Origin of the sequence: Pseudomonas sp. D4002 (assembly GCF_013385665.1) — a bacterium.
Classification (GTDB): Bacteria; Pseudomonadota; Gammaproteobacteria; order Pseudomonadales; family Pseudomonadaceae; genus Aquipseudomonas.
The window spans coordinates 90,706-112,358 of sequence record NZ_JACAPN010000033.1 but is presented as its reverse complement, the minus strand read 5'-3'; the positions used below and the strand labels follow the sequence as shown (position 1 = coordinate 112,358).

Genomic DNA, 21,653 nt, shown 5'->3' with positions numbered 1-21,653 from the left:
GACGAAATAAATGCTGATTTATGCATTTATGCAAAAATCAAATCCAGCGGGATAAAGCGTGATCACCCATCCCGCCGAACGCTTTATTTTTTAACGGGGGTGATGTCGAGAATCGTACCGTTGGTGGTTTTGAGCAACACGTACTTGTCGTTTACACGGGCCCACTGGCTGTCTTCTTCCGGCTGCTTCAGACCACGTTTCTTCCAGTCGGCAATGGCCGACTCCTTACGCATCAGAATGTCTGGCGCACGGTCTCCCGTCTTGAGGTCGCGGGTATTGATATTCGAAGGCTGCACGGTTTTTTGCGGGGTATCTGCGGCCTGGACGGTGAGACTCGCGGCAGAGAGGCTCGCGGCAACCAGCAGGCAGGCAACAAGGGATTTGGACTTCATGGGCACTTCCTTCAATGAATGACGCGTAAAGATTCCGACCGCAGCGGCGTGGAATCATTCAGCGCCGTGATGGAAGCGGCAGATGGATGGGCGGCCAGCGACCGGGCCGGCGATTAATCAGATAAGATTGGTTCCTTTTTCCAGCCGCTCAGGAATTCCAATGACTGGTACCCACGTCATCATCATTTTCGTGACCGTTGTCACCTTGCTCGCGCTCTACGTGTTCGGCACCTACAGGGAACTGGTGGCCCTGCTCGATCGCTGCAAAAAAGCCTTCGGCCAATTCAAGGAGGCCGAACAACAATTGGCGGCGGCGCAAAATGCCTCGTCACCCAGCGCAGAAATCGCCAGCCTGGAAAGCCGTGTCGCGTTCACCCGCCAGCTCTTCCACGACTCGGTCAACAACTACAACACCTACAAGCACAAGTCGCCGACCTCGGTGGTGGCCGAGCTGCTCGGGCATCGTGATGATGTCAGCCTGTCGGGGTTCGAGGCCAAGCGTACGGCCTGACCTGCCGGCGCTTACACAGGTGCACGCTGACGTGTTGGCGTGCCCTGATGAAACACCATCTGCCACTGCCCGCCGCTTTCGCGCCACACCGAACTGCGCAATGACTCCCCCGCCGCATTTGCATCCGTCGCCGCGCGCTGGCAGCGATACGTCACCAACGCCACGCCTTCGGCCAGCACCTTCATTGCAAAGTCACTGACGCTTCGGGCTGAAAACACCTCATCCTGCAGCCCCTCGATCACCTCGGCCTTGCTGCCCCACACATTGCCGCTGGCACCAAATTCGACGAAATCATCCGCCAGCAGCACCGACAACCGCGCCGCATCTGCACGGGTGGTGCATTGGTGCAGCTCCTGTTCCAGGCGGCGTAAATGCTCTGCCAACTCCATACCCATTGCCCTCGTGAAATTAATCCTGTAATTTTTCATGAAATTTCCTGATAAGAATTTCACGAAGCGCCCATGGACAAGCAAGAAGAAATCGACGCCCTGGCGATCCTGATCCACGACCTGCGCAAGCACAAGAAGCTCACCCTGGCGCAACTGGCGCAAAAGATCGAGCGTTCCGTGGGTTTCCTGTCCCAGGTTGAACGCGGCCTGTCGCGCCCGACCGTGGCCGACCTCACGGCCATCAGCCACGCCCTCGGTGTGCCCACCACCTATTTCTACAGCCTGTCCAAACCCAAGGCGGTGGACTGGGTCACCCGCCCCAACGAACGGCGCACGGTGTATTACGCCAATGGCATCACCGACATCCTGGTGTCGCCGAGCATGCACGGCGCGTTCTCGATCCTCGACAGCCTGCTGGCTCCCGGAGCCAACAGCGGCGAACAAACCATGAGCGACCGTGCCGAACAGGCCGGTTACGTGCTGGAGGGCGAGTTGACGCTGTGGGTCGAGGGCGAGCCGGACTCGGTCACCCTGGGCCCCGGCGACAGCTTCCACCTGGCCAGTTTTGCCCACTGCCGCTACGGCAACCTGACCGACCTGCCAGCCCGCGTGCTGTGGGTCTACAACTAGGAGCAACACCCGTGAAAAGCCATGCTTCCACGCTTTTGGCCGAAGTCCGGACCTTTCGCCAGAACCATCCCGATGTGCGCTACGTCGACCTGATTGCCCTGGACATTCCCGGGCATTTCTACGGCAAGCGCTACCCGGTGGAGATGCTGGAAAAGGTCGCCGCCGGCAGCCCGTTGAAACTGCCGCAGAACGCGGTGCTGCTGGGTGCCCAGGGCGGTCTGTTCAAGATCGGCGACTATTGCTTCCACGACGGCGACCCGGACGCCAACCGCCGCCTGGTGCCCGGCACCCTCAAGCCGGTGAGCTGGGAGGCGCAGCCGCTGGGGCAGATGTTGATTACCTCCGACGGCACCGAAGCGCCCATCGAATTCGAACCCCGGGAAGTACTGGCCAAGGTGCTGGAACGCCTGCAGCGCAAAGGCATTCACCCGGTGGTCGCGTTCGAGCTGGAGTTCTACCTGTTCGACAAAAAGCTCAGCGACGGCCTGCCGCAATTTGCCCGCGACCCGCTGAGTGATGACGCGGACGACCAGCCCAACTTGCACATCGAGCGCCTGTCACGCTTTGCGCCGGTGTTGGACGATATGGTCGAGACGGCCAAGGCCCAGGGCATCGACATCACGGTGATCACCGCCGAACTCGGCCCCGGCCAGTTCGAAATCAATTTCGGCCACCTGGAAGACGGCCTGCGCGCCGCCGACTGGGCCGCCCTGTTCTGCCGCAGCACCCGTGGCGTGGCCCTCAAGCACGGCTATCGCGCCAGCTTCATGGCCAAGCCTTACCTGCAACACCCCGGCAGCGGCATGCATGTGCACGTCAGCCTGTACGATGCGGCGGGCAATAACCTGCTGGCGGCCCACCAGCAGCAACCGTTGCGCCACGCGGTGGCGGGTTGCCTGGAACTGCTGCCGCACTGCATGCCGATCTTCTCGCCCAACCACAACGCCTTCCGCCGCCTTGGTGGCACGGTCAACGCGGCAACCCGCGCATGCTGGGGCTTTGAAGACCGTGACGCGTGCGTGCGAATTCCTGAATCCGACCCGCGCAACCTGCGCATCGAACATCGCCTGGCGAGTGCCGATGCCAACCCGTATCTGGTATTGGCGGCGATTCTGGTGGGGCTTGAGCATGGTCTTGAAGCAGCGAAGGAGCCCATCGCCCCACTGAACGAAGACCGCAACAGCGGCGCGGACTTCCCCCTGGAAATGCTGGAGGCGGTGCGCGCCATGCAGCATCAGCCGACGTTGCGCGAAGGCCTGGGCGCGGAGTTTGTCGACGTGTATTGCGAAAACAAACGCCAGGACCACCTGGCATTCCAGCAGGAGATTCATGCACGGGAATATCGCTGGTATCTCTAGGCACTGATGGTTAGCCTCGTGGGCATCTCTGGCTAACCGCGGACTTGCCCATGACCGACCAAAGCGCCCCGGCCCTGAAGGAAATCTTCAACGCCGAACGCCTGCAACACATCGCCAGCGAAATGACCGCGGTGTACCCGGCGTTCGACGCCAAGGGTTTTCTCAAACACGCCAAGGCCGGGTTGGCAGACCTGTCGGTGATGCAGCGCATGGCGCGGGTCAGCGAAAGCCTGAACGCTGTGATCCCGCTGGATTATCCGCAAACCCTGAAGTTGCTGTATGCCCTTGCCCCTCGGCTGAACAGCGCCTTTGTCAGCCTGTTCCTGCCCCACTACGTTGCCAGCTACGGCGGCGATGATTTCAAGCGTTCCATGGCTGCCCTCAAGTACTTCACCACCTTCGGCTCCGCCGAGTTTGCCGTGCGGCATTTCCTGCTGAGGGATTTCAAGCGCACCCTGGCCGTAATGCAGCAATGGTCGCTGGATGACAACGAACACGTGCGACGCCTCGCCAGCGAAGGTTCACGGCCACGGCTGCCATGGTCGTTTCGCCTGGCCGAGGTGCAGGCCGACCCGAACCTGTGCGCTTCGATCCTCGACAATCTCAAGGCCGACAGCAGCCTCTACGTGCGCAAGTCGGTGGCCAACCACCTCAACGACATCACCAAGGACCATCCGGATTGGGTGCTGGGCCTGATCGAAGGCTGGTCCCTGGATAACCCCCACACCGCGTGGATCGCCCGCCACGCGCTGCGCAGCCTGATCAAGCAAGGCAACACCCGGGCGCTGACGATCATGGGCGCCGGGGCCAGGGCCGAAGTGAAGATCCATCAACTCAAGGTCGAGCCGGCGGCGATCAAGTTGGGGGAGCGGATCAACCTGTCCTTCAGCCTGGAGTCCACTGCCGATTCGTCGCAAAAGCTGGTGGTCGACTACGCCATCGACTATGTGAAAAGCGCCGGTCACAGCGCGTCCAAGGTGTTCAAGCTCAAGGCATTTACCCTGGGTGCCGGAGAACATCACGCCATCAGCCGTGGCCAACATATCCGTGAATTGACCACGCGCAAGCACTATCCCGGCAAGCATGCGGTTCACGTGCTGGTGAACGGTGAGCGGCTGGGAAGCGTCGAGTTTGAACTCGAAAAATAATCCTTAAAACATTAACAAAGGCTCTAGATCGGGCCTTACAGCGTAATTAATTGTCGGACAATGCTAGGCATTCGTGTTGCGATCCATTATCATCCGGCGCCTTCTCGGTACCCCTAGGGTACTTGTGTCAATGTTCCACCTGAGGCGCCCATGCTCCGTTTTTCGTTTTACCGTCCCCTGATCTGCATCAGCTGGGGGCTTGCCAGCCACAGCGCGTTTGCCGCCCTGCAACCAATGGCCGAAGCCCCGCTGGCCAGCGACACCGAGCTGCATTGCCACTTCAACCGCGACGCCAGCGTCGACTGCACTACCCGCTTTCACTACACCATCCTCAAGCCAAGCGGCCGCGAAATGCTCTCGCGGATCGACTTCAGCTACCAGGAAGAAGACGGCTTCGAACTGATCAAGGCCGAGTCCACCCAGCCCGGCGGTAAACCTGTGCCCCTGGACCCGACGCAAATCGACACCCGCACCGCCCCCAACCCGGACCAGGGTTTTTCCCGGGAAAAACAGACCTCGCTGGCGTTTCCCAACCTGCGGGTCGGCACGCAAATCCGCTACACGGTGCGCGAACATCACCCGGCCAAACCGCTGATGACCGAGTTCTACTACGCCTTGCAGTTCGGCCCCAACGCCGCACGGCGCGACCACTTCAAGGCACGCTTCACCGCCGAGCGGCCGATCGAGTGGCGCAGCGAATTGATGGAGGGTTTCAGCATTACGCCATCGGCCAATCGCAAGACCCTGGACGTGGTGCAAAAGGCCCCGACCTACCTCAGCTACATCAACGAATCCGCCAACGCCTACATACGCCACGCCCCGCGTATCGAAGTCGGCAGCTCCCTGGATCGCCAGCAGTACTTCGGCGGCTTTGCCGAACGCTACAACCAGATCCTCGGCGCCAAGCTGCCGCCCCAGGGCGCCGCCGCCGTGGCCGCCGTTCGCGGCTTGCCACCGGCACAACAGGTGGCCGGCCTGATGCAGCACATCAACGACCACTATCGTTACCTGGGCGACTGGCGCGCCTCGGATCGCGGCTATGTGCCCTTCAGCCTGGCGGAGATCGAGCAGCACGGCTACGGCGACTGCAAAGACCTTTCGACGCTGCTGGCGGCCATGCTCAAGGCCAGCGGAATCAAGGCCGAACCGGCCTGGGTCAGCCGCGGCGATGTGGTTAACCCGCTGCTGATTCCCGGTACCGGCGCGCCGAACCACGCCATCGTCCGCGCCGAAGTCGATGGCCAGGTGTGGTGGCTGGACCCGACCAACCCGATCTTCGCCCCCGGCCAGACCCTGCCCGACATCCAGGACCGCTGGGTGCTGGTGACCAACGCCGAGGGCCAGGTACGTGAAGAACACATCCCGCTGCAACCCGCCGCCGCCACGTTGATCCTCGACAAACAGGAACGCTTCGACGCCCAGGGCACCGCCCGGGTCTCGGCCACCGTTGATTTTCGCGGCATGCCGCTGATGCAACTGAGCGTCGCCGACCGCCAGCAAGGCGCCACCGCCAGCGACCAGAACATCTGCGACAACTTCGGCAAACAGATCACCGACTGCCAGGTCGAGCGCCCCGCCACCGCCTTCTTGATCCCGGCCAGCTACAAGGTCAGCGCCACCCTGACGGACATGCGGCCCCTGGAACCGCTGGGCAACGACCACATCTACAACGATGCCTTGCTGCAAGAGAAATGGGACGGTCTGCTCAACTACCGCCGCAATGGGCAACTGGCCGACTTGTACATAGGCAACCCCGAGACGCTGGATTACACCATCACACTGTCGGGTGGGCAGATCGACAAGGACATCAAGGCTTGCCAGGTACGCTCGCCGTGGTACGACCTGGACCTGACGGGTGAGCGCGTCAAGGGCGACTGGCGTTATCACTACGTCCTGACGCAGAAAATACGCTGGCTGACCCACGATGAAATTGTCAGCGCGCCGTTTGAAAAGATGATCAAGGAGATCCGTGCCTGTGGTGAGCAGGTGCATCAGGTGGTGAAGCTCTAACCCTCCCCCAGCAAAACCCCTTGCTCCCGCGCGCAGAGTTCCACCAGGTAATCCCACAACACCCGCAACCTTACCGACTTGTGCAACTCGCGCCGGGAGCTGATCCAGTAGCTGCGCTGGATGCTCTCCGCCGGCAGCAGCGGCACCAGGTCCGGGTCGCTCGCCGCCATGAAGCACGGCAATACGGCAATTCCCAACCCCGAGCGCGCCGCCTGGTGCTGGGCGATCACGCTGGTGCTGTGGAACACCACCTTGGGGTTGCGGCAGAAACTGCTGAGGAATTTCAGTTCCTGGCTGAACAGCAAATCATCGACGTAATCGATCCAGGCGTGCACCGCCAGGTCCTCGCGTTTTTCAATCGGCGGTGTGCGGTCCAGGTAGCTGCGGCTGGCGTAGAGCGCCAGGCGGTAGTCGGTGAGTTTGCGAGTCACCAGTTGGTCGACGCTGGGGCGTTCGAGGTGGATGCTGATTTCCGCTTCGCGGTTGAGGATGCTGACAAACCGTGGCACTGCCAGCAGTTCCACTTCCAGGCCCGGGTAGCGTTCGAACAGGCCGCCCATGCGACTGGCCAGGAACATCACGCCCAAACCTTCGGCCACCCCCAGGCGGATCTTGCCCAGGGGCGCGGCGGAATGAGTCAGTTCTTCTTCGGCCAGCAGCGCCACGTTTTCCATGGCTTCGGCATGTTTGAGCAGGGCTTCGCCGGAGGGCGTGAGTTCGTAACCCTGGGCATGCTGCACGAACAGCGCAGTGCCCAGGCTTTTCTCGATGGCCTCGATGTGCCGGGCCACGGTGGCGTGGGTGGTTTTCAGGCGTTGCGCCGCCGTGAGCAAGCGTCCGCTACGCTGTAACTCAAGAAAGAACCGCAGATCATTCCAGTCGAACATGCCTTCCCCTTCTTCCCTTGAACAGCAGCGTTGTCTAAAAACGCACAGCAGCTGGGTAAAAACTAACATTTTTAAGACGAAAACTAACAACTAGGATGGGACCAATAAGAAAAACAAGCGAGGTCACAGATGCATTCTGCAGCTGCTGAATACGATTACGTGGTGGTAGGCGCCGGCCCGGCGGGCTGCCTTCTGGCCAATCGACTGTCTGCCAACCCTGCCCATCGCGTGTTGCTGCTTGAAGCAGGCGGTCGCGATAACTACCCCTGGATCCATATTCCCGTCGGCTACCTGTTCTGCATCGGCAACCCGCGCACCGACTGGTGTTTCAAGACCGAAGCCCAGGAAGGCCTGCAAGGCCGTGCGCTGAGCTACCCGCGCGGCAAGGTGCTGGGCGGGTGCTCGTCCATCAACGGCATGATCTACATGCGCGGCCAGGCCCGGGATTACGACGGCTGGGCCGAGGACAATCCCGGCTGGGCCTGGAAGGATGTGCTGCCGCTGTTCAAGCAGAGCGAAAACCATTTTGCCGGTGCCTCGCAATTTCACAGTGACGGCGGTGAATGGCGGGTTGAGCAACAGCGCCTGCACTGGCCGATCCTCGATGCGTTTCGTGACGCGGCGCAGCAAAGCGGTATCGACAGCATCAGTGACTTCAACCAGGGCGACAACGAAGGCTGTGGCTATTTCCAGGTCAATCAGAAATCCGGCGTGCGCTGGAATGCGGCCAAGGCGTTTCTCAAACCGATCCGCCAGCGGCCCAACCTGACGGTGATGACCGAGGTTGAAGTCGACCGCGTACTCCTGGAGAACGGCCGTGCGGCGGCGGTGGTTGCTCGCCAGAATGGCCAGCCAGTCACGTGGCGGGCGCGCAAGGAAATCATCCTGTGCGCCGGCTCCGTCGGTTCGCCCGGCATCCTGCAACGCTCCGGTATCGGCCCCTCCAGCGTGCTCAAGCCTTTGGGCATCGATGTGCTGCACGAGTTACCCGGCGTGGGCGGCAACCTGCAGGATCACCTGCAACTGCGCCTGATCTACAAGCTGGAAAACGCCCGCACCCTGAACCAGATCGCCGGCACCGTGTGGGGCAAGATGGGCATGGGCCTGCGCTACCTGTACGACCGCAGCGGCCCGTTGTCCATGGCCCCCAGCCAGCTTGGCGCGTTTGCCCGCTCCGGGCCGGAGCAGACGTCGGCCAACCTCGAATACCACGTGCAACCGCTGTCCCTGGAGCGCTTTGGCGAACCACTGCACGGGTTCCCGGCCTTCACCGCTTCGGTGTGCGACTTGCGCCCGCAAAGCCGTGGCCGCATCGACATTCGCTCGGCCAACCCGGCAGACGCACCGCTGATCCGCCCCAACTACCTCAGCCATCCGGAAGACCTGCGGGTGGCCGCCGACGCCATTCGCCTGACCCGACGCATCGTCTCGGCGCCGGCCCTGAAGCAATTCAACCCGGTGGAGTACCTGCCCGGCGCAGAACTGCAGACGGACGAACAACTGCAGGAAGCCGCCGCCCGCATTGGCACCACGATTTTCCATCCAGTGGGCACCTGCCGCATGGGCAGCGACAAGGACGCGGTGGTCGACGCCCAACTGCGAGTGCACGGGGTTCCCGGCCTGCGCATTGCCGACGCGTCGGTCATGCCCCGCATCACTTCAGGCAACACCTGCTCACCGACGCTGATGATCGCGGAAAAAGCCGCGCAGCTTATCCTTTCGCCGAACACAAGGAGCCTCGCCCCGGAGAAAGAACTGACCTTACCGGCTTGAACTTACCTTACCGGCTAGACCTGTGGGAGCGGGCTTGCTCGCGAAGAACGCAAAGACACCGCGTTAATCCAGAATGCACGCGTTATCGTTGACGTTTTTCGCGAGCAAGCTCGCTCCTACAGTGGAATAGCGGCGCTGAAACTGGCGCCGACAGTGGAACAACAATAAATAATCACTGTGAGGGCTACCCAAATGTCAGAACACGCTCAACCCCTGGGCTCCGCCACCAAGGCGCGAGACAGCAACGACACACAGAAAGTCATCTTCGCCTCCTCCCTCGGGACGGTGTTCGAGTGGTATGACTTCTTCCTCTATGGCGCACTCGCGGCGGTAATCAGCAAGCAGTTCTTTGCCGGGGTCAACGACACCACGGCGTTTATCTTTGCCCTGATGGCCTTCGCCGCCGGCTTTGTGGTGCGCCCGTTCGGCGCGCTGGTGTTCGGTCGGCTGGGTGACATGATCGGGCGCAAGTACACCTTCCTCGCCACCATCATCCTGATGGGCCTGGCGACTTTCTGCGTCGGCCTGCTGCCGACCTATTCGAGCATCGGTATTGCCGCACCGATCATCCTCGTCGCGCTGCGCATGCTCCAGGGCCTGGCGCTGGGCGGCGAGTACGGCGGCGCAGCCACCTATGTGGCCGAGCACGCCCCGGCGGGCAAACGCGGCTTCCACACCAGCTGGATTCAATCCACCGCGACCCTCGGTCTGTTGCTGTCGTTGCTGGTGGTGCTGGCCTGCCGTTACTTCACCGGCGACCAATTCGAAGTGTGGGGCTGGCGCCTGCCGTTCCTGCTGTCGATCGTGCTGCTGGGTATCTCCACCTGGATCCGCATGAGCCTGCACGAGTCGCCGGCGTTCCTGAAAATGAAAGAGGAAGGCAAGGCCAGCAAGTCGCCGATCCGCGAGTCGTTCGGCAAATGGGAAAACCTCAAGATTGTGCTGATTGCGCTGTTCAGCATCAACGCCGGCCAGGCAGTGACGTTCTATGCCGCGCAGTTTTATGTGCTGTTCTTCCTCACACAGTTTTTGAAGATGGATCCGGCACTGGCCAACATGCTGCTGATCATCAGCGTGGTGATTGGTGCGCCGTTCTTCATCTTCTTCGGCTGGCTTTCGGACAAGCTGGGACGCAAGCCGGTGTTGATGGTCGGCCTGCTGCTGGCCACCGCGCTGTACTTCCCGATCTTCAAGGGCCTGGCGCACTACACCAACCCGGCGATGGACCACGCCAGCCGCCAGTCGCCGATCACCGTATTGGCAGACCCGGCCACCTGCACCTTCCAGTTCGACCCGGTGGGCAAGGCGCGTTTTGACAGCCCCTGCGACAAGGTCAAGACCTTCCTGGTGAAACAGGGCCTGCCGTACGAAAGCGCGGCCGCCCCGGCGGGCAGCGCGGTGCAGGTGAGCGTGGGTGATGTGCGTATCGACGGTTACGACGAAGCCGCCCTGAAAGGCGCGGTGACCCTGGCGGGTTATCCGCAATCGGCTGATGTGGCCCAGGTCAACAAAACCATGGTGGTGGTGCTGATCGTCGCGCTGATCCTGATCGCCGCCATGTGCTACGGCCCGCTGGCAGCGCTGATGGTGGAGCTGTTCCCGACACGCATCCGCTACACCTCGCTGTCGCTGCCATACCACATCGGGAATGGCTGGTTTGGTGGCTTCCTGCCGACGGTGTCGTTTGCGCTGGTGGTGTACACCGGGGATATTTTCTATGGGCTGTGGTACCCGGTGGTCATTACCGGGGTGAGCCTGATCGTGGGGCTGATTTGCCTGAAAGAAACCAAGAACGTCGATATCGACAATAACTAAACGTCGATCCGGCCGACGCTGGAGTTTCAGTGTGGGAGCGGGCTTGCTCGCGAAAGCGGGGTGTCAGTCGCCGGATAGGTTGACTGATACACCGCATTCGCGAGCAAGCTCGCTCCCACATTGGGTTTAGCACCAGACACACAAATTGCTGTATATCCATCCAGATAAAAGTTGCCCAATTCTGATTTATTGCCCATCCTGCTCCCCATTCAATTGCGTAGCGAATGTGGTGACCATGCGGCTGTTCCTCTGTGAAAAACCGTCCCAGGCCAAGGATATCGCCGCCGTGCTCGGCGCGACCCGGCGTGGCGACGGTTGCTGGCTGGGCTCAGGCGTGACGGTGACCTGGTGCATCGGCCACCTGCTGGAAACCGCCCCGCCCGACAGCTACGACGCCAAGTACAAGCGCTGGGTGCTGGCCGACCTGCCAATCATTCCCGAGAAGTGGAAGATGCTGGTCAAGCCCAAGACTGCCAGCCAGTTCAAGGCGGTCAAGCGTCTGCTGGGGGAAGCCAAGGAACTGGTGATCGCCACCGATGCCGACCGTGAGGGCGAGATGATCGCCCGTGAACTGGTGGAGCATTGCCGTTATCGCGGTCCCATCCAGCGGCTGTGGCTCTCGGCACTCGATGACGCATCCATCCGCAAGGCCCTGGCCTCGTTGAAGCCCGGTGCTGAAACCTTCAGCCTCTACCATTCGGCCCTTGGCCGCTCCCGTGCCGACTGGCTGATCGGGATGAACATGAGCCGGCTGTTTACCCTGCTGGGCCAACAGTCCGGCTACCAGGGCGTGTTGCCGGTCGGCCGTGTGCAAACCCCGACCTTGCGCCTGGTAGTGGACCGGGACCGCAGCATTGCCGACTTTGTACCCGTCGCTTATTGGGCCACCGATGTGGATCTGCTCCACGACGACATCACCTTTACGGCGCAGTGGCGCGCAACAGAAGACGCCTGTGACGATCAGGGCCGGTGCCTCAATCCGCAGCTTGCCCGGGACGCCGCCAATGCCATGAGCAACGCCGCCAGCGCCCGGCTGGTCAAACTGCGTACCGAGCGCATGCGCGACGTCGCGCCCCTGCCCTTCGACCTCGGCACCCTGCAGGAAATCTGCTCGAAAAAGCTTGGCCTCGGCGCCCAGGAAACCCTGGATGTTGCCCAGTCGCTCTACGAAACCCACAAGGTCATCACTTACCCACGCAGCGATTGCGGCTACCTGCCCCTGAGCCAGCACGGCGACGCGCCGAAAATTCTCGCGGCGCTGGGGCGGGCCGATCCGGCGGTGAATGAATTGATGCCACACATCGATCCGAAGCGACGCTCCCGAGCCTGGAACGACGCCAAGGTCAGCGCTCACCACGGCATCATTCCCACCGGCGCCGGCAAGGATGTCGGGCAATTGACGGGCAAGCATCGCGCCGTCTACACCTTGATTCGCGCCCGCTACCTCGCGCAGTTCCTGCCCAACCACGAGTACGACCGTACCCAGGCAGATTTCGATTGTGCCGGTGAAGCCTTGCGGGCTGTCGGTAAAGTCATCGTCGAGCCTGGCTGGAAACGCGCATTGCCGGAAGCATTGGCGCCGGCCAAGGGCCGTGAAGCACCTGCGCCGCAGTCCTTGCCAAAACTGGTTCAGGGGCAGGACTACGCCGTGGCCAAGGTCAACCTCAAGGACCTGTGGACCCAGCCACCCAAACCCTTCACCGAAGGCGACCTGATCAAGGCGATGAAAAACGTCGCCAAGCTGGTGGAAGACCCGCTGCTCAAGCAAAAGCTCAAGGACACCACCGGGATCGGCACCGAAGCCACCCGCGCCGGGATCATCCAGGGCCTGCTGGACCGCGGCTACCTGGTGAAAAACGGCAAGGCGCTGTCGGCAACACCCGCCGCTTTCAGCCTGATTGATGCAGTGCCACGGGCAATTGCCGACCCCGGTACCACCGCTATCTGGGAGCAGGCACTGGACATGGTACAAAGCGGCGAGATGAGCCTGGAAGAGTTCGTCGCCAAACAGGCGGCATGGATGAGCAAACAGGTGACCCGCTGCACTGGCATGCGCCTGACCATCAGCGGCCCGGCCAGCCCGGCCGGACGTGGCGCCACACCATGGAAAAACAAACGCAAACCGTCCAAGCGCAAGACGGCCACCAGCCCGAAGCGGGCGGCAAAACCGGCAAACAAAGGCTGAGAAGCACTAAGAAATCGCGACAATGACGTTTTTCGACGGGATGTATGCCGCTTTGGACCTTGCCCTGCTGCAGGCCATCCAGGATTCTGTAGGGCCTGCTAACCTCCCAACAATAACAACACCGGAGTGGCCTCCATGAAAACCGTTGCCCAAGTGCTGAAGTCCAAAGACCAGCATAACCATCAAGTCCACACCATCCCCCACGACCATACGGTATTTGAGGCCTTGATCGTGATGGCTTCGAAAAACGTCGGGGCCTTGCCAGTGCTCCAGGACGGCAAGGTGGTGGGCATCATCAGTGAACGAGACTATGCCCGTAAGGTCATCCTCCATGGATTGTCTTCGGTGACGACCAAAGCCCACGAGATCATGAATTCACCGGTGATCACCGTCGACACTCACCAGACTGTCGAGACGTGCATGACGATCATGACCGACCGACATCTGCGGCACCTGCCTGTGGTGGAGAATGGCGAACTGCTTGGCTTGCTGTCCATCGGCGACCTGGTCAAGGAAGCGATTGCCGAACAGGCCGACCTGATCAAACAGCTGGAGCAGTACATTCGCGGCGAATAATCATTGGGGACCCCATGCTCGATACCCTGCAACATCAAGTCGATAACCAACTCGACAGCCTGCACCGGGCCATGTCCCAACGGCGCTTCCTGGTGCTGACCGGTGCGGGTATCAGCACCTCTTCGGGGATTCCCGATTATCGCGACAGCGAAGGCGTGCGCCGGGGCAAGGCGCCGATGATGTACCAGGAGTTCCTGGCAACCTCGCAGGCGCGCCGCCGCTACTGGGCGCGGGCGATGCTAGGCTGGCCGAGGGTGCGTGTCGCGCAGCCGAACGCGGCGCATATCGCCCTGGCCACTCTGCAGCAACGCCAGCGCATTACCGGGCTGATCACCCAGAACGTCGACACCCTGCACGATCAGGCTGGCAGCCATGATGTGATCGAACTCCACGGCAGCCTTCACCGGGCGCTATGTCTGGATTGCCAGCAGACCAGCGACCGGAACCTGATCCAGCGCCAAATGGAAGCCGAGAACCCGTACCTGGCGGGTGTGGATGCCGTTCAGGCCCCCGACGGTGACACCCTGCTGGACCCGGCCTTTGAAGGACGTTTTCAGGTGCCCCGCTGCCCCCACTGCGGCGGGCAACGGTTGAAACCGGACGTGGTGTTTTTCGGCGAGAACGTCGCCCAGGGCACGGCAGCCAAGGCGATGGCGGCGGTGGATGACGCAGAAGGATTGCTAGTGGTGGGTTCGTCGCTGATGGCGTATTCAGCGTTTCGGTTGTGCAAGGCGATGGTCGAGCAAGGCAAGCCCGTGATTGCCATCAATCTGGGCAAGACACGGGGCGATGAGTTGCTGCAACTCAAGATCGAAGCCTCCTGCGAACGTTTGTTGCCGTTGCTGGCAGAACGCCTGGGATAGCCCAATCCTGCTTTTCTGTGGCGAGGGAGCTTGCTCCCGCTGGGCTGCGCAGCAGCCCCAAAACCGACAACCGAATGATTCCTGCAGAACCGCAGTCAGCCTGGTGGGGGCTCTTCGCACCCCAGCGGGAGCAAGCTCCCTCGCCACAAAAAGCCCCCGGATCCCGCGACCTGCCCGCACGAAAAGTGACGCCCAAGTCATGTTTTCCGCTCACACCCCCGCCCTGCAAGGATTTATGTAGTGCTCAAAAATAATCACTACATAATCGTTGACGTAACCGTTTTGTAATTGCATGATTCAAGCGTCTCCCGGATCGGGAGCGTTGGTAACACGCGTTTTGAACAAGCTCGTCTGACCGCCGAGCTGTTTTTTCCGGATGTGCACTGCCCACAAGGCAGATTGATGAAGCTGACCGGCCCGAAAGGATCGGTACAAGGAGCTCAAACGCTGCTTGTCTTCGTTATGAAACCATTGCGTAGCAGGTCATCAGCAAGACTACATGCATCGGTTCAAGACCCTGCCCGTATTCGGCAGACAGTCGCTGACGCCCGGTTTTCTGAGCCGGAGACAACTTAGTAGTTTTAACGGATCAACTAGAGATCGCCAACTGGTCAAGGGGCTTACACATGAATCTGAACAACCAACCAACTATCGATGAATTGGCTGAGATGTTCGCAGCGCAGAAAGACACGCTCGACGACCATATCCTCTGGATTGGTAAATCGGGCCAGGTCCATATTGACTGCCTGGCGCCCCACACCGTGGAAGAAGAGTTCGACAGGAATAACCGTGAACTGGCAGCGCGCCTGAAGATGTACCGCCGCGGCCAGGGTTATGTCGGCAAGAAAGCCGCCGCCGATCGCAACTTTATCGAGCAGGTCTTCCATACACTTAATACCGAGTGGCAGAACCTTAAAGGCCATTCGCAAGTTAAGGTGATCGACAGATACTGCTGATAACTACGCACTTATCACTTAAGCCTGCTCGCTTAAAACGAGCAGGCTTTTTTATGGCCGACGGTTATTGCAACAACGCCGGGAAACGCCCCTTCCCCGCTTCATCGCAAAAAATATCAAACATGGCCTGGGCCGCCGCTGAAAGTTCGTGGCCGGGCTTGGTCAGTACACCAATCGGCCGTTCGATCACCGGATCGCTCAAGGTGATGCAATGGGCGCCTGCTTCCTGCATTTGGCGTGCACACAACGCCGGCACTGCACTCACGCCCAAGCCACTGGCAACCATCTTGCCCACCGTCGCCAGTTGATGGCTCTCCAGGGCTACGGGCAGCTTCAGGTCCAGCGCCTTCAGGTGTTCTTCAAGCATCACTCGTACCGTGGACGGGCGCTGCAAGGTGATGAAGGGTTGTTCCAGCAAGGTGTGCCAGGCGATATCGGAGCGGCGTGCCAATGGCGAGTCACCGGGCACCACCGCCACAAAGCGGTCCACATACAGCGGGGTGAACACCAGCGATGAGCTTTCCGACGGTTCAAACGCCACGCCCAACTCCACTTGGCGATCGCGGACCATTTCCAGCACCTGCTCGTTGATCACGTCATTCACCGTTACGTTGACCTGAGGATAGCGCGCGCGAAAAATCTTCAGGATCGGTGGCAGCAGGTTTCCGGCAAACGACGGCATCGCCGCCACCGTTACCCGCCCGCGCTGCAGGGTGAAACGCTGGCGCAACTCATCCTCGGCATTGTCCCAATCGGCGATCAGGCGCCGGGCCAGGGGCAGTAGCGATTCTCCTTCGGGAGTCAGCGCGACATTGCGCGTATTGCGGCTGAACAGCCGCCCGCCCAGGCCTTCTTCCAGGCCTTTGATGGTCAAGCTCAAGGCCGACTGGGAAAGATGCAAACGCTCACAGGCGGCCGCAAAGCTCAAGGTCTGGGCCACGGCAAGAAAGGCGCGCATCTGTTTAACTGTCATGAAGCTTCTCCCGATGGCTGAGGACTGTGCTGTTTTTTAAATCAATCAACCTTAAAAAACAACTTAACAAATCAATCCGTCGGCGCAACACTCGGTTCATATGGCTGGCCCACAAACAATAAAAGAGGTGCATATGGCAGGTTTTGATAAACGCGTAGCGTCCTATGAAGAGGCGCTGGCAGGCCTGGAAGATGGCATGACGGTTCTTGCCGGTGGTTTTGGCCTGTGCGGCATCCCGGAAAACCTCATTGCCGAAATCAAGCGCAAGGGCACCCGCAACCTGACCGTGGTCTCCAACAACTGCGGCGTCGACGGCTTCGGCCTGGGCCTGCTGCTGGAAGGCAAGCAGATCAGCAAGGTCTTCGCGTCCTACGTCGGTGAAAACGCCCTGTTCGAGAAGCAACTGCTCAGCGGCGAAATCGAAGTGGTCCTGACGCCCCAAGGCACCCTCGCCGAAAAACTGCGCGCAGGCGGTGCCGGCATCCCGGCCTTCTTCACCGCCACCGGCGTCGGCACGCCAGTCGCTGAAGGCAAGGAAACCCGCGAGTTCAACGGTCGCCCGTACCTGATGGAAGAATCCATCACCGGCGACTTCGCCATCGTCAAAGGCTGGAAAGCCGACCACTTCGGCAATGTGATCTATCGCCATACCGCCCAGAACTTCAACCCGCTGGCCGCCACCGCCGGCAGGATCACCGTGGTCGAAGTCGAAGAAATCGTCGAACCGGGCGAGCTGGACCCGGCGCATATCCACACCCCAGGGATCTACGTCGACCGGATCATTTGCGGCACCTTCGAGAAGCGCATCGAACAGCGCACCCTCCGCAAATAATCCACCAGCCCAAATAATAAGGAGACAAAAAATGGCTCTTACCCGCGAACAAATGGCTCAACGCGTCGCCCGCGAAATGCAGGACGGTTTCTACGTCAACCTCGGCATCGGCATTCCGACCCTGGTGGCCAACTACATCCCAGAAGGCATGGAGGTCATGCTGCAGTCGGAAAACGGCCTGCTGGGCATGGGTCCGTTTCCTACTGAAGAAACCATCGATGCCGACATGATCAACGCCGGCAAACAGACCGTCACCGCGCGCATTGGCGCGTCGATCTTCTCCTCGGCCGAGTCCTTCGCGATGATTCGCGGCGGCCATGTCGACCTGACCGTGCTCGGCGCGTTTGAGGTCGATGTACAGGGCAACATCGCCTCGTGGATGATCCCCGGCAAGCTGGTCAAGGGAATGGGCGGCGCGATGGACCTGGTGGCCGGTGCCGAGAACATCATCGTGATCATGACCCACGCGTCCAAGGACGGTGAATCCAAGTTGCTGAGCCAATGCAGCCTGCCGCTGACCGGCGCCAACTGCATCAAGCGCGTGCTGACGGACCTGGCCTACCTGGAAATCGAAAATGGCGCTTTTGTCCTCAAGGAACGCGCACCTGGCGTCAGTGTTGAAGAGATCGTCAGCAAGACAGCCGGTAAACTGATCGTCCCGGACCACGTTCCAGAAATGCACTTCCAGTGAGGACAGATTCCATGCAAGACGTCGTGATTGTTGCTGCCACCCGCACCGCCGTGGGCAGCTTCCAAGGTTCGCTGGCAAGCATCCCGGCCCCGGAGCTGGGGGCTGCGGTGATTCGTCGCCTGCTGGAGCAGACCGGCATCGACCCGGCACTCGTGGATGAAGTGATCCTTGGCCAGGTGCTCACCGCCGGCAGCGGCCAGAACCCGGCCCGCCAGGCCTCGATCCTCGCCGGCCTGCCCCACGCCGTGCCGGCGCTGACCCTGAACAAGGTCTGCGGCTCGGGGCTCAAGGCCCTGCACCTGGGCGCACAAGCGATCCGTTGCGGCGATGCCGAGGTGATCATCGCCGGCGGCATGGAGAACATGAGCCTGGCCCCGTACGTATTGCCGGCCGCCCGCACCGGCCTGCGCATGGGCCATGCGAAGATGATCGACAGCATGATCACCGACGGTCTGTGGGATGCGTTCAACGACTACCACATGGGCATCACCGCCGAGAACCTGGTGGACAAGTACGGCATCAGCCGTGAAGCCCAGGACGCCTTCGCCGCCGCCTCCCAGCAAAAAGCCACGGCGGCCATTGAAGCCGGGCGTTTCAGCGATGAGATCACACCGATCCTGATTCCCCAGCGCAAGGGCGACCCGGTGGCCTTCGCCGTGGACGAACAGCCACGGGCGGGCACCACCGCCGAATCCCTGGCCAAGCTCAAGCCGGCCTTCAAGAAAGACGGCACGGTCACCGCCGGCAATGCATCCAGCCTCAACGACGGCGCGGCTGCCGTGCTGCTGATGAGCGCGGACAAAGCCAAGGCCCTGGGCCTGCCGGTACTGGCACGCATCGCCAGCTACGCCAACGCCGGCGTCGATCCCGCGATCATGGGCATTGGCCCGGTATCGGCCACCCGCCGCTGCCTGGACAAGGCCGGCTGGAGCCTGGGCGACCTGGACCTGATCGAAGCCAACGAAGCCTTTGCCGCGCAGTCACTGGCGGTGGGCAAAGAGCTGGAATGGGACGCGGCCAGGGTCAACGTCAACGGCGGCGCGATTGCCATCGGCCACCCGATTGGCGCGTCAGGCTGCCGTGTGCTGGTGACCCTGCTGCATGAAATGATCAAGCGTGACGCCAAGAAGGGCCTGGCCACCCTGTGCATCGGTGGCGGGCAAGGTGTAGCCCTGGCCCTTGAACGCAGCTGATTTCAAAGAGCAACATGGAAAAGGCCCGGTTCCACGAAAACCGGGCCTTTTCTTTATCGGTCAGTCCCGCGCCTGGGGCACCGCAAACACCGCATTTGCCCGCACCACCACCTTCTCCCCGACCTGCACGCTGACCGTGGCAAACGCCATCTGCCGCCCGCGCTTGTGATGCTCCAGACGCACCTCGACCCACTCCCCTACCTGCACCGCGCCGAGATAGTCCAGGGTCATGCTCGCCGTGATCAACGGCAGCGGCGGCTCGCTGGAAAACGCCATGGCGTAGCCCATGCCCACATCCGCCAGGGTGGCCAGCACGCCACCGTGCACGGTGCCGCGTCCGTTGGCGTGGCGGTTGTCGGCGCGCAGGCCGATTTCCAGCTGCAAGCCTTCACCTCGGCTATACACCGGGCCAAGCAGGTCCAGGAGTGGGCTGCTGCGACGCAGTGGAGTAAAGCCTTCGGGGATGGCATGGGCAGTCATGTCAGGTTCTTCCTTGGGGACAAGACTGGAGGTGTATCCCACCGCCGCCATCCGGACCATCAACATCAGCCCGGTAAATCCCCGGTGATAAGCCTAACGCTTCATGCAGCGCTGATAACGCTCATCCACGCGCTTGGCAAACCAGGCCGTGGTGAGGTTGCGGGTGATCTTCGGGCTTTTCAGCACGATACCCGGCAGGATCGCCCGCGGCACCGGTTTGCCGGCGGCCTTGTCGGCCAGGGCGAACACCCGCTGGTACAGGGTGGTGTCTTCAAAATCCAGGCGCTCGCCCTGCTCCAGCTGGCTGCGGATGCTCGGGTTGCGCATGTCCAGCGCCTTGCCCAGTGAGCGCACTGCCAGCTCGGTGGTGCCTGGCAGGAACGAGCCGTAGTTGATCAAGTCGCCGTCCAGCGCCAGCGTGGTACCCGAGACCCGGCTGACCGCTGCCTGGAATGCGGCGTTGCGGCTGGCGTACCAACCGGCATTGAAATCGGCGAAGCGGTACAGCATCTGGTCGTAATTCACCGGGTAGCCCAGCAGATGGGTGATGCCAAAGTACATGCCGCCTCGGCGGGTAAACACTTCCCGGCGGATGCTGCCATCCACGGTGTAGGGATAATCCCGTGCCTGCTTTTGTGCAAAGTCGATGCTGACCTGCATCGGGCCTGCGGTATGCACCGGGTTGAAGCCGCCAAACAGCGTATTGCCCAAGGGCACGACACTGATGAAGTCGTCAAAGATTCCACTCAAATCCCGCTCGGTGCGCGCAGCGTTCAAGCGCTCGGCGTAGGACTTGCCGGTGGGCGAGCGCAGTTGCAGTGCCGTGCGCACCAATACCGCCGGCACATGGACTTTAGCGGCGCGCCGCAGGATTTCGTCCTGGGCGATCTTGCCCATGTTCGGGACCGGCGGGTCGACCTGATAGGTGGACTCCTGCTCGGTCACGGCCAATACCGCGCAGATGTTCTCCGTACCGGGGTAGATTTTCTGCGTGTTGAAGGCGGTGTAGATGTCCTGGGCCCAGCCGCCACGATCCGGCACGCTGGCCGGCATCAGTCGCACGATCTGCGCTTTCACCTCGGCTTCGCTGCGTTCCGGCAGTTGCTGGGTGCGCTGGCTGGAGCAGCCGGCCAATACCAATAAGGTGGTAAGGCACAGGATGAGGCGAGATGAACGCATGGGGCTTCCTTGGGCGACAATGGGCCAGTCTTGGCAGATATCGACCGGTAAGTCTAACCGGGGTTCGCCGACCTGCCGCACTCGCCAAAAAAACCGCAACGTGAAAGGATCAGGCTCCCGTCGTTCCTACAAGGAGTTTGAATGCCATGCTTAGCCTGAACTTCCTGATCACCTGCCTGATCGTCGTGCTCATTCCCGGCACCGGCGTGATCTTCACCGTGTCCACCGGACTGACCGCCGGCAAGCGCGCCAGTGTGTTCGCGGCGCTGGGCTGCACCGCCGGGATCGTTCCGCACTTGTTGGCCTCCGTGCTTGGGCTGTCCGCCCTGCTGCATACCAGCGCCCTGGCGTTCGAAGCCCTCAAGTATGCCGGGGCCGCCTACTTGCTGTACCTCGCCTACGCCACCTGGCGGGACCGAACGGCCTTTGCCATGAACGACACACCGACGATTTCCAGCGCCCACAGCCTGATGGTGCGAGGCCTGTTGCTGAATATTCTGAACCCCAAGCTGACGATTTTCTTCCTGGCGTTCCTGCCGCAATTCGTCACCCCGGGCGCGGGCGCACCGGCCCTGCAAATGCTGTTGCTGAGCAGTGTATTCATGGCGATGACGTTTGCGGTGTTTGTGATTTATGGCCTGCTGGCCAATGTGTTCCGCCGCGCGGTGATCGAATCGCCACGTGTACAGAACTGGCTGCGCCGCAGTTTTGCAGCGGCGTTTGCGGGGTTGGGGCTGAACCTGGCGTTTGCCCAGCGCTAAGTTGCAAGCAGCCGCGAACAGCCTTCTTGTGGCGAGGGAGCTTGCTCCCGC

General features: G+C 61.3%; 21 protein-coding genes. 15 read left to right on the top strand and 6 right to left on the bottom strand.

All coding sequences use genetic code 11. From position 1 onward, the window contains the following. Window positions 1–83 precede the first annotated feature (83 nt). Window positions 84–392 carry an RcnB family protein gene (locus HX824_RS23460; protein ID WP_003211589.1) on the bottom strand — a complete coding sequence of 103 codons (309 nt, stop codon included), beginning with the start codon at window positions 390–392 and terminating at the stop codon, window positions 84–86. Window positions 393–552: 160 nt separating this feature from the next. Here HX824_RS23460 and HX824_RS23455 point away from each other — a divergent pair, with 160 nt between their 5' ends. Continuing rightward, window positions 553–903 (top strand): LemA family protein, encoded by a 351-nt coding sequence (locus tag HX824_RS23455; RefSeq protein WP_177021662.1) that lies wholly within the window; start codon window positions 553–555, stop codon window positions 901–903. An 11-nt stretch (window positions 904–914) separates the two neighbouring features. On the opposite strand, the gene HX824_RS23450 is transcribed toward HX824_RS23455, so the two are convergent. Beyond that, complete coding sequence (locus HX824_RS23450) at window positions 915–1,292, bottom strand: DUF4440 domain-containing protein (RefSeq protein WP_256344142.1); 378 nt, start codon at window positions 1,290–1,292, stop codon at window positions 915–917. A gap of 72 nt (window positions 1,293–1,364) precedes the next feature. Between HX824_RS23450 and HX824_RS23445 the strand changes: the two genes are divergently transcribed. The 4 genes from HX824_RS23445 to HX824_RS23430 all read left to right on the top strand — a co-directional run bounded on the left by HX824_RS23445 (window position 1,365) and on the right by HX824_RS23430 (window position 6,438). Continuing rightward, window positions 1,365–1,922 carry a helix-turn-helix domain-containing protein gene (locus HX824_RS23445; RefSeq protein ID WP_177055146.1) on the top strand — a complete coding sequence of 186 codons (558 nt, stop codon included), beginning with the start codon at window positions 1,365–1,367 and terminating at the stop codon, window positions 1,920–1,922. 11 nt (window positions 1,923–1,933) lie between these two features. After that, entirely contained in the window at window positions 1,934–3,280 is a 1,347-nt protein-coding gene (locus tag HX824_RS23440; protein ID WP_008435874.1) for a glutamine synthetase family protein, read from the top strand. Window positions 3,281–3,330: 50 nt separating this feature from the next. Next, window positions 3,331–4,428: a DNA alkylation repair protein gene (locus tag HX824_RS23435; RefSeq protein ID WP_102604863.1), complete on the top strand. Its 1,098-nt coding sequence runs from the start codon at window positions 3,331–3,333 to the stop codon at window positions 4,426–4,428. A 150-nt stretch (window positions 4,429–4,578) separates the two neighbouring features. Next, window positions 4,579–6,438 carry a DUF3857 domain-containing transglutaminase family protein gene (locus HX824_RS23430; RefSeq protein ID WP_177055144.1) on the top strand — a complete coding sequence of 620 codons (1,860 nt, stop codon included), beginning with the start codon at window positions 4,579–4,581 and terminating at the stop codon, window positions 6,436–6,438. Here HX824_RS23430 and HX824_RS23425 read toward each other — a convergent pair. Continuing rightward, the gene (locus tag HX824_RS23425; protein ID WP_003211603.1) at window positions 6,435–7,325 is read right to left on the bottom strand and encodes a LysR family transcriptional regulator; all 891 of its coding nucleotides are present in this window, start codon (window positions 7,323–7,325) and stop codon (window positions 6,435–6,437) included. The two genes, HX824_RS23430 and HX824_RS23425, sit on opposite strands and share 4 nt — an antisense overlap. A gap of 129 nt (window positions 7,326–7,454) precedes the next feature. On the opposite strand from HX824_RS23425, the gene HX824_RS23420 reads away from it, so the two are divergent. The 6 genes from HX824_RS23420 to HX824_RS23395 all read left to right on the top strand — a co-directional run bounded on the left by HX824_RS23420 (window position 7,455) and on the right by HX824_RS23395 (window position 15,493). Beyond that, entirely contained in the window at window positions 7,455–9,098 is a 1,644-nt protein-coding gene (locus tag HX824_RS23420) for a GMC family oxidoreductase (RefSeq protein ID WP_087694091.1), read from the top strand. Window positions 9,099–9,290: 192 nt separating this feature from the next. After that, window positions 9,291–10,913 carry an MFS transporter gene (locus tag HX824_RS23415; RefSeq protein ID WP_008435879.1) on the top strand — a complete coding sequence of 541 codons (1,623 nt, stop codon included), beginning with the start codon at window positions 9,291–9,293 and terminating at the stop codon, window positions 10,911–10,913. 235 nt (window positions 10,914–11,148) lie between these two features. Further along, complete coding sequence (locus HX824_RS23410; RefSeq protein ID WP_177055142.1) at window positions 11,149–13,098, top strand: DNA topoisomerase III; 1,950 nt, start codon at window positions 11,149–11,151, stop codon at window positions 13,096–13,098. Window positions 13,099–13,233: 135 nt separating this feature from the next. Continuing rightward, window positions 13,234–13,674 (top strand): CBS domain-containing protein, encoded by a 441-nt coding sequence (locus HX824_RS23405; protein WP_003211614.1) that lies wholly within the window; start codon window positions 13,234–13,236, stop codon window positions 13,672–13,674. A 14-nt stretch (window positions 13,675–13,688) separates the two neighbouring features. After that, on the top strand, window positions 13,689–14,537 hold the full coding sequence (locus HX824_RS23400; protein ID WP_177055141.1) for an NAD-dependent protein deacetylase: 849 nt from the start codon (window positions 13,689–13,691) through the stop codon (window positions 14,535–14,537). Between the two features lie 626 nt (window positions 14,538–15,163). Further along, on the top strand, window positions 15,164–15,493 hold the full coding sequence (locus HX824_RS23395) for a hypothetical protein (protein WP_003211618.1): 330 nt from the start codon (window positions 15,164–15,166) through the stop codon (window positions 15,491–15,493). Window positions 15,494–15,557: 64 nt separating this feature from the next. Here HX824_RS23395 and HX824_RS23390 read toward each other — a convergent pair whose 3' ends face one another. Then, on the bottom strand, window positions 15,558–16,466 hold the full coding sequence (locus HX824_RS23390) for a LysR family transcriptional regulator (RefSeq protein ID WP_023658941.1): 909 nt from the start codon (window positions 16,464–16,466) through the stop codon (window positions 15,558–15,560). 133 nt (window positions 16,467–16,599) lie between these two features. On the opposite strand from HX824_RS23390, the gene HX824_RS23385 reads away from it, so the two are divergent. The 3 genes from HX824_RS23385 to HX824_RS23375 are packed head-to-tail and all read left to right on the top strand — an operon-like array spanning window position 16,600 to window position 19,182. Beyond that, window positions 16,600–17,298, top strand: coding sequence for a CoA transferase subunit A (locus tag HX824_RS23385; protein ID WP_008435892.1), 699 nt, complete (start codon window positions 16,600–16,602; stop codon window positions 17,296–17,298). Between the two features lie 31 nt (window positions 17,299–17,329). Continuing rightward, the gene (locus HX824_RS23380) at window positions 17,330–17,989 is read left to right on the top strand and encodes a CoA transferase subunit B (RefSeq protein ID WP_003211625.1); all 660 of its coding nucleotides are present in this window, start codon (window positions 17,330–17,332) and stop codon (window positions 17,987–17,989) included. An 11-nt stretch (window positions 17,990–18,000) separates the two neighbouring features. Beyond that, window positions 18,001–19,182: an acetyl-CoA C-acetyltransferase gene (locus tag HX824_RS23375; protein ID WP_177055140.1), complete on the top strand. Its 1,182-nt coding sequence runs from the start codon at window positions 18,001–18,003 to the stop codon at window positions 19,180–19,182. A 60-nt stretch (window positions 19,183–19,242) separates the two neighbouring features. Here HX824_RS23375 and HX824_RS23370 read toward each other — a convergent pair whose 3' ends face one another. Next, window positions 19,243–19,662, bottom strand: coding sequence for a PaaI family thioesterase (locus HX824_RS23370; RefSeq protein WP_003211628.1), 420 nt, complete (start codon window positions 19,660–19,662; stop codon window positions 19,243–19,245). 93 nt (window positions 19,663–19,755) lie between these two features. Further along, entirely contained in the window at window positions 19,756–20,841 is a 1,086-nt protein-coding gene (locus HX824_RS23365; RefSeq protein ID WP_008435895.1) for a DUF1615 domain-containing protein, read from the bottom strand. A gap of 146 nt (window positions 20,842–20,987) precedes the next feature. Between HX824_RS23365 and HX824_RS23360 the strand changes: the two genes are divergently transcribed. Next, the gene (locus tag HX824_RS23360; protein WP_003211632.1) at window positions 20,988–21,602 is read left to right on the top strand and encodes a LysE family translocator; all 615 of its coding nucleotides are present in this window, start codon (window positions 20,988–20,990) and stop codon (window positions 21,600–21,602) included. The last annotated feature ends 51 nt before the right edge of the window (window positions 21,603–21,653 follow it).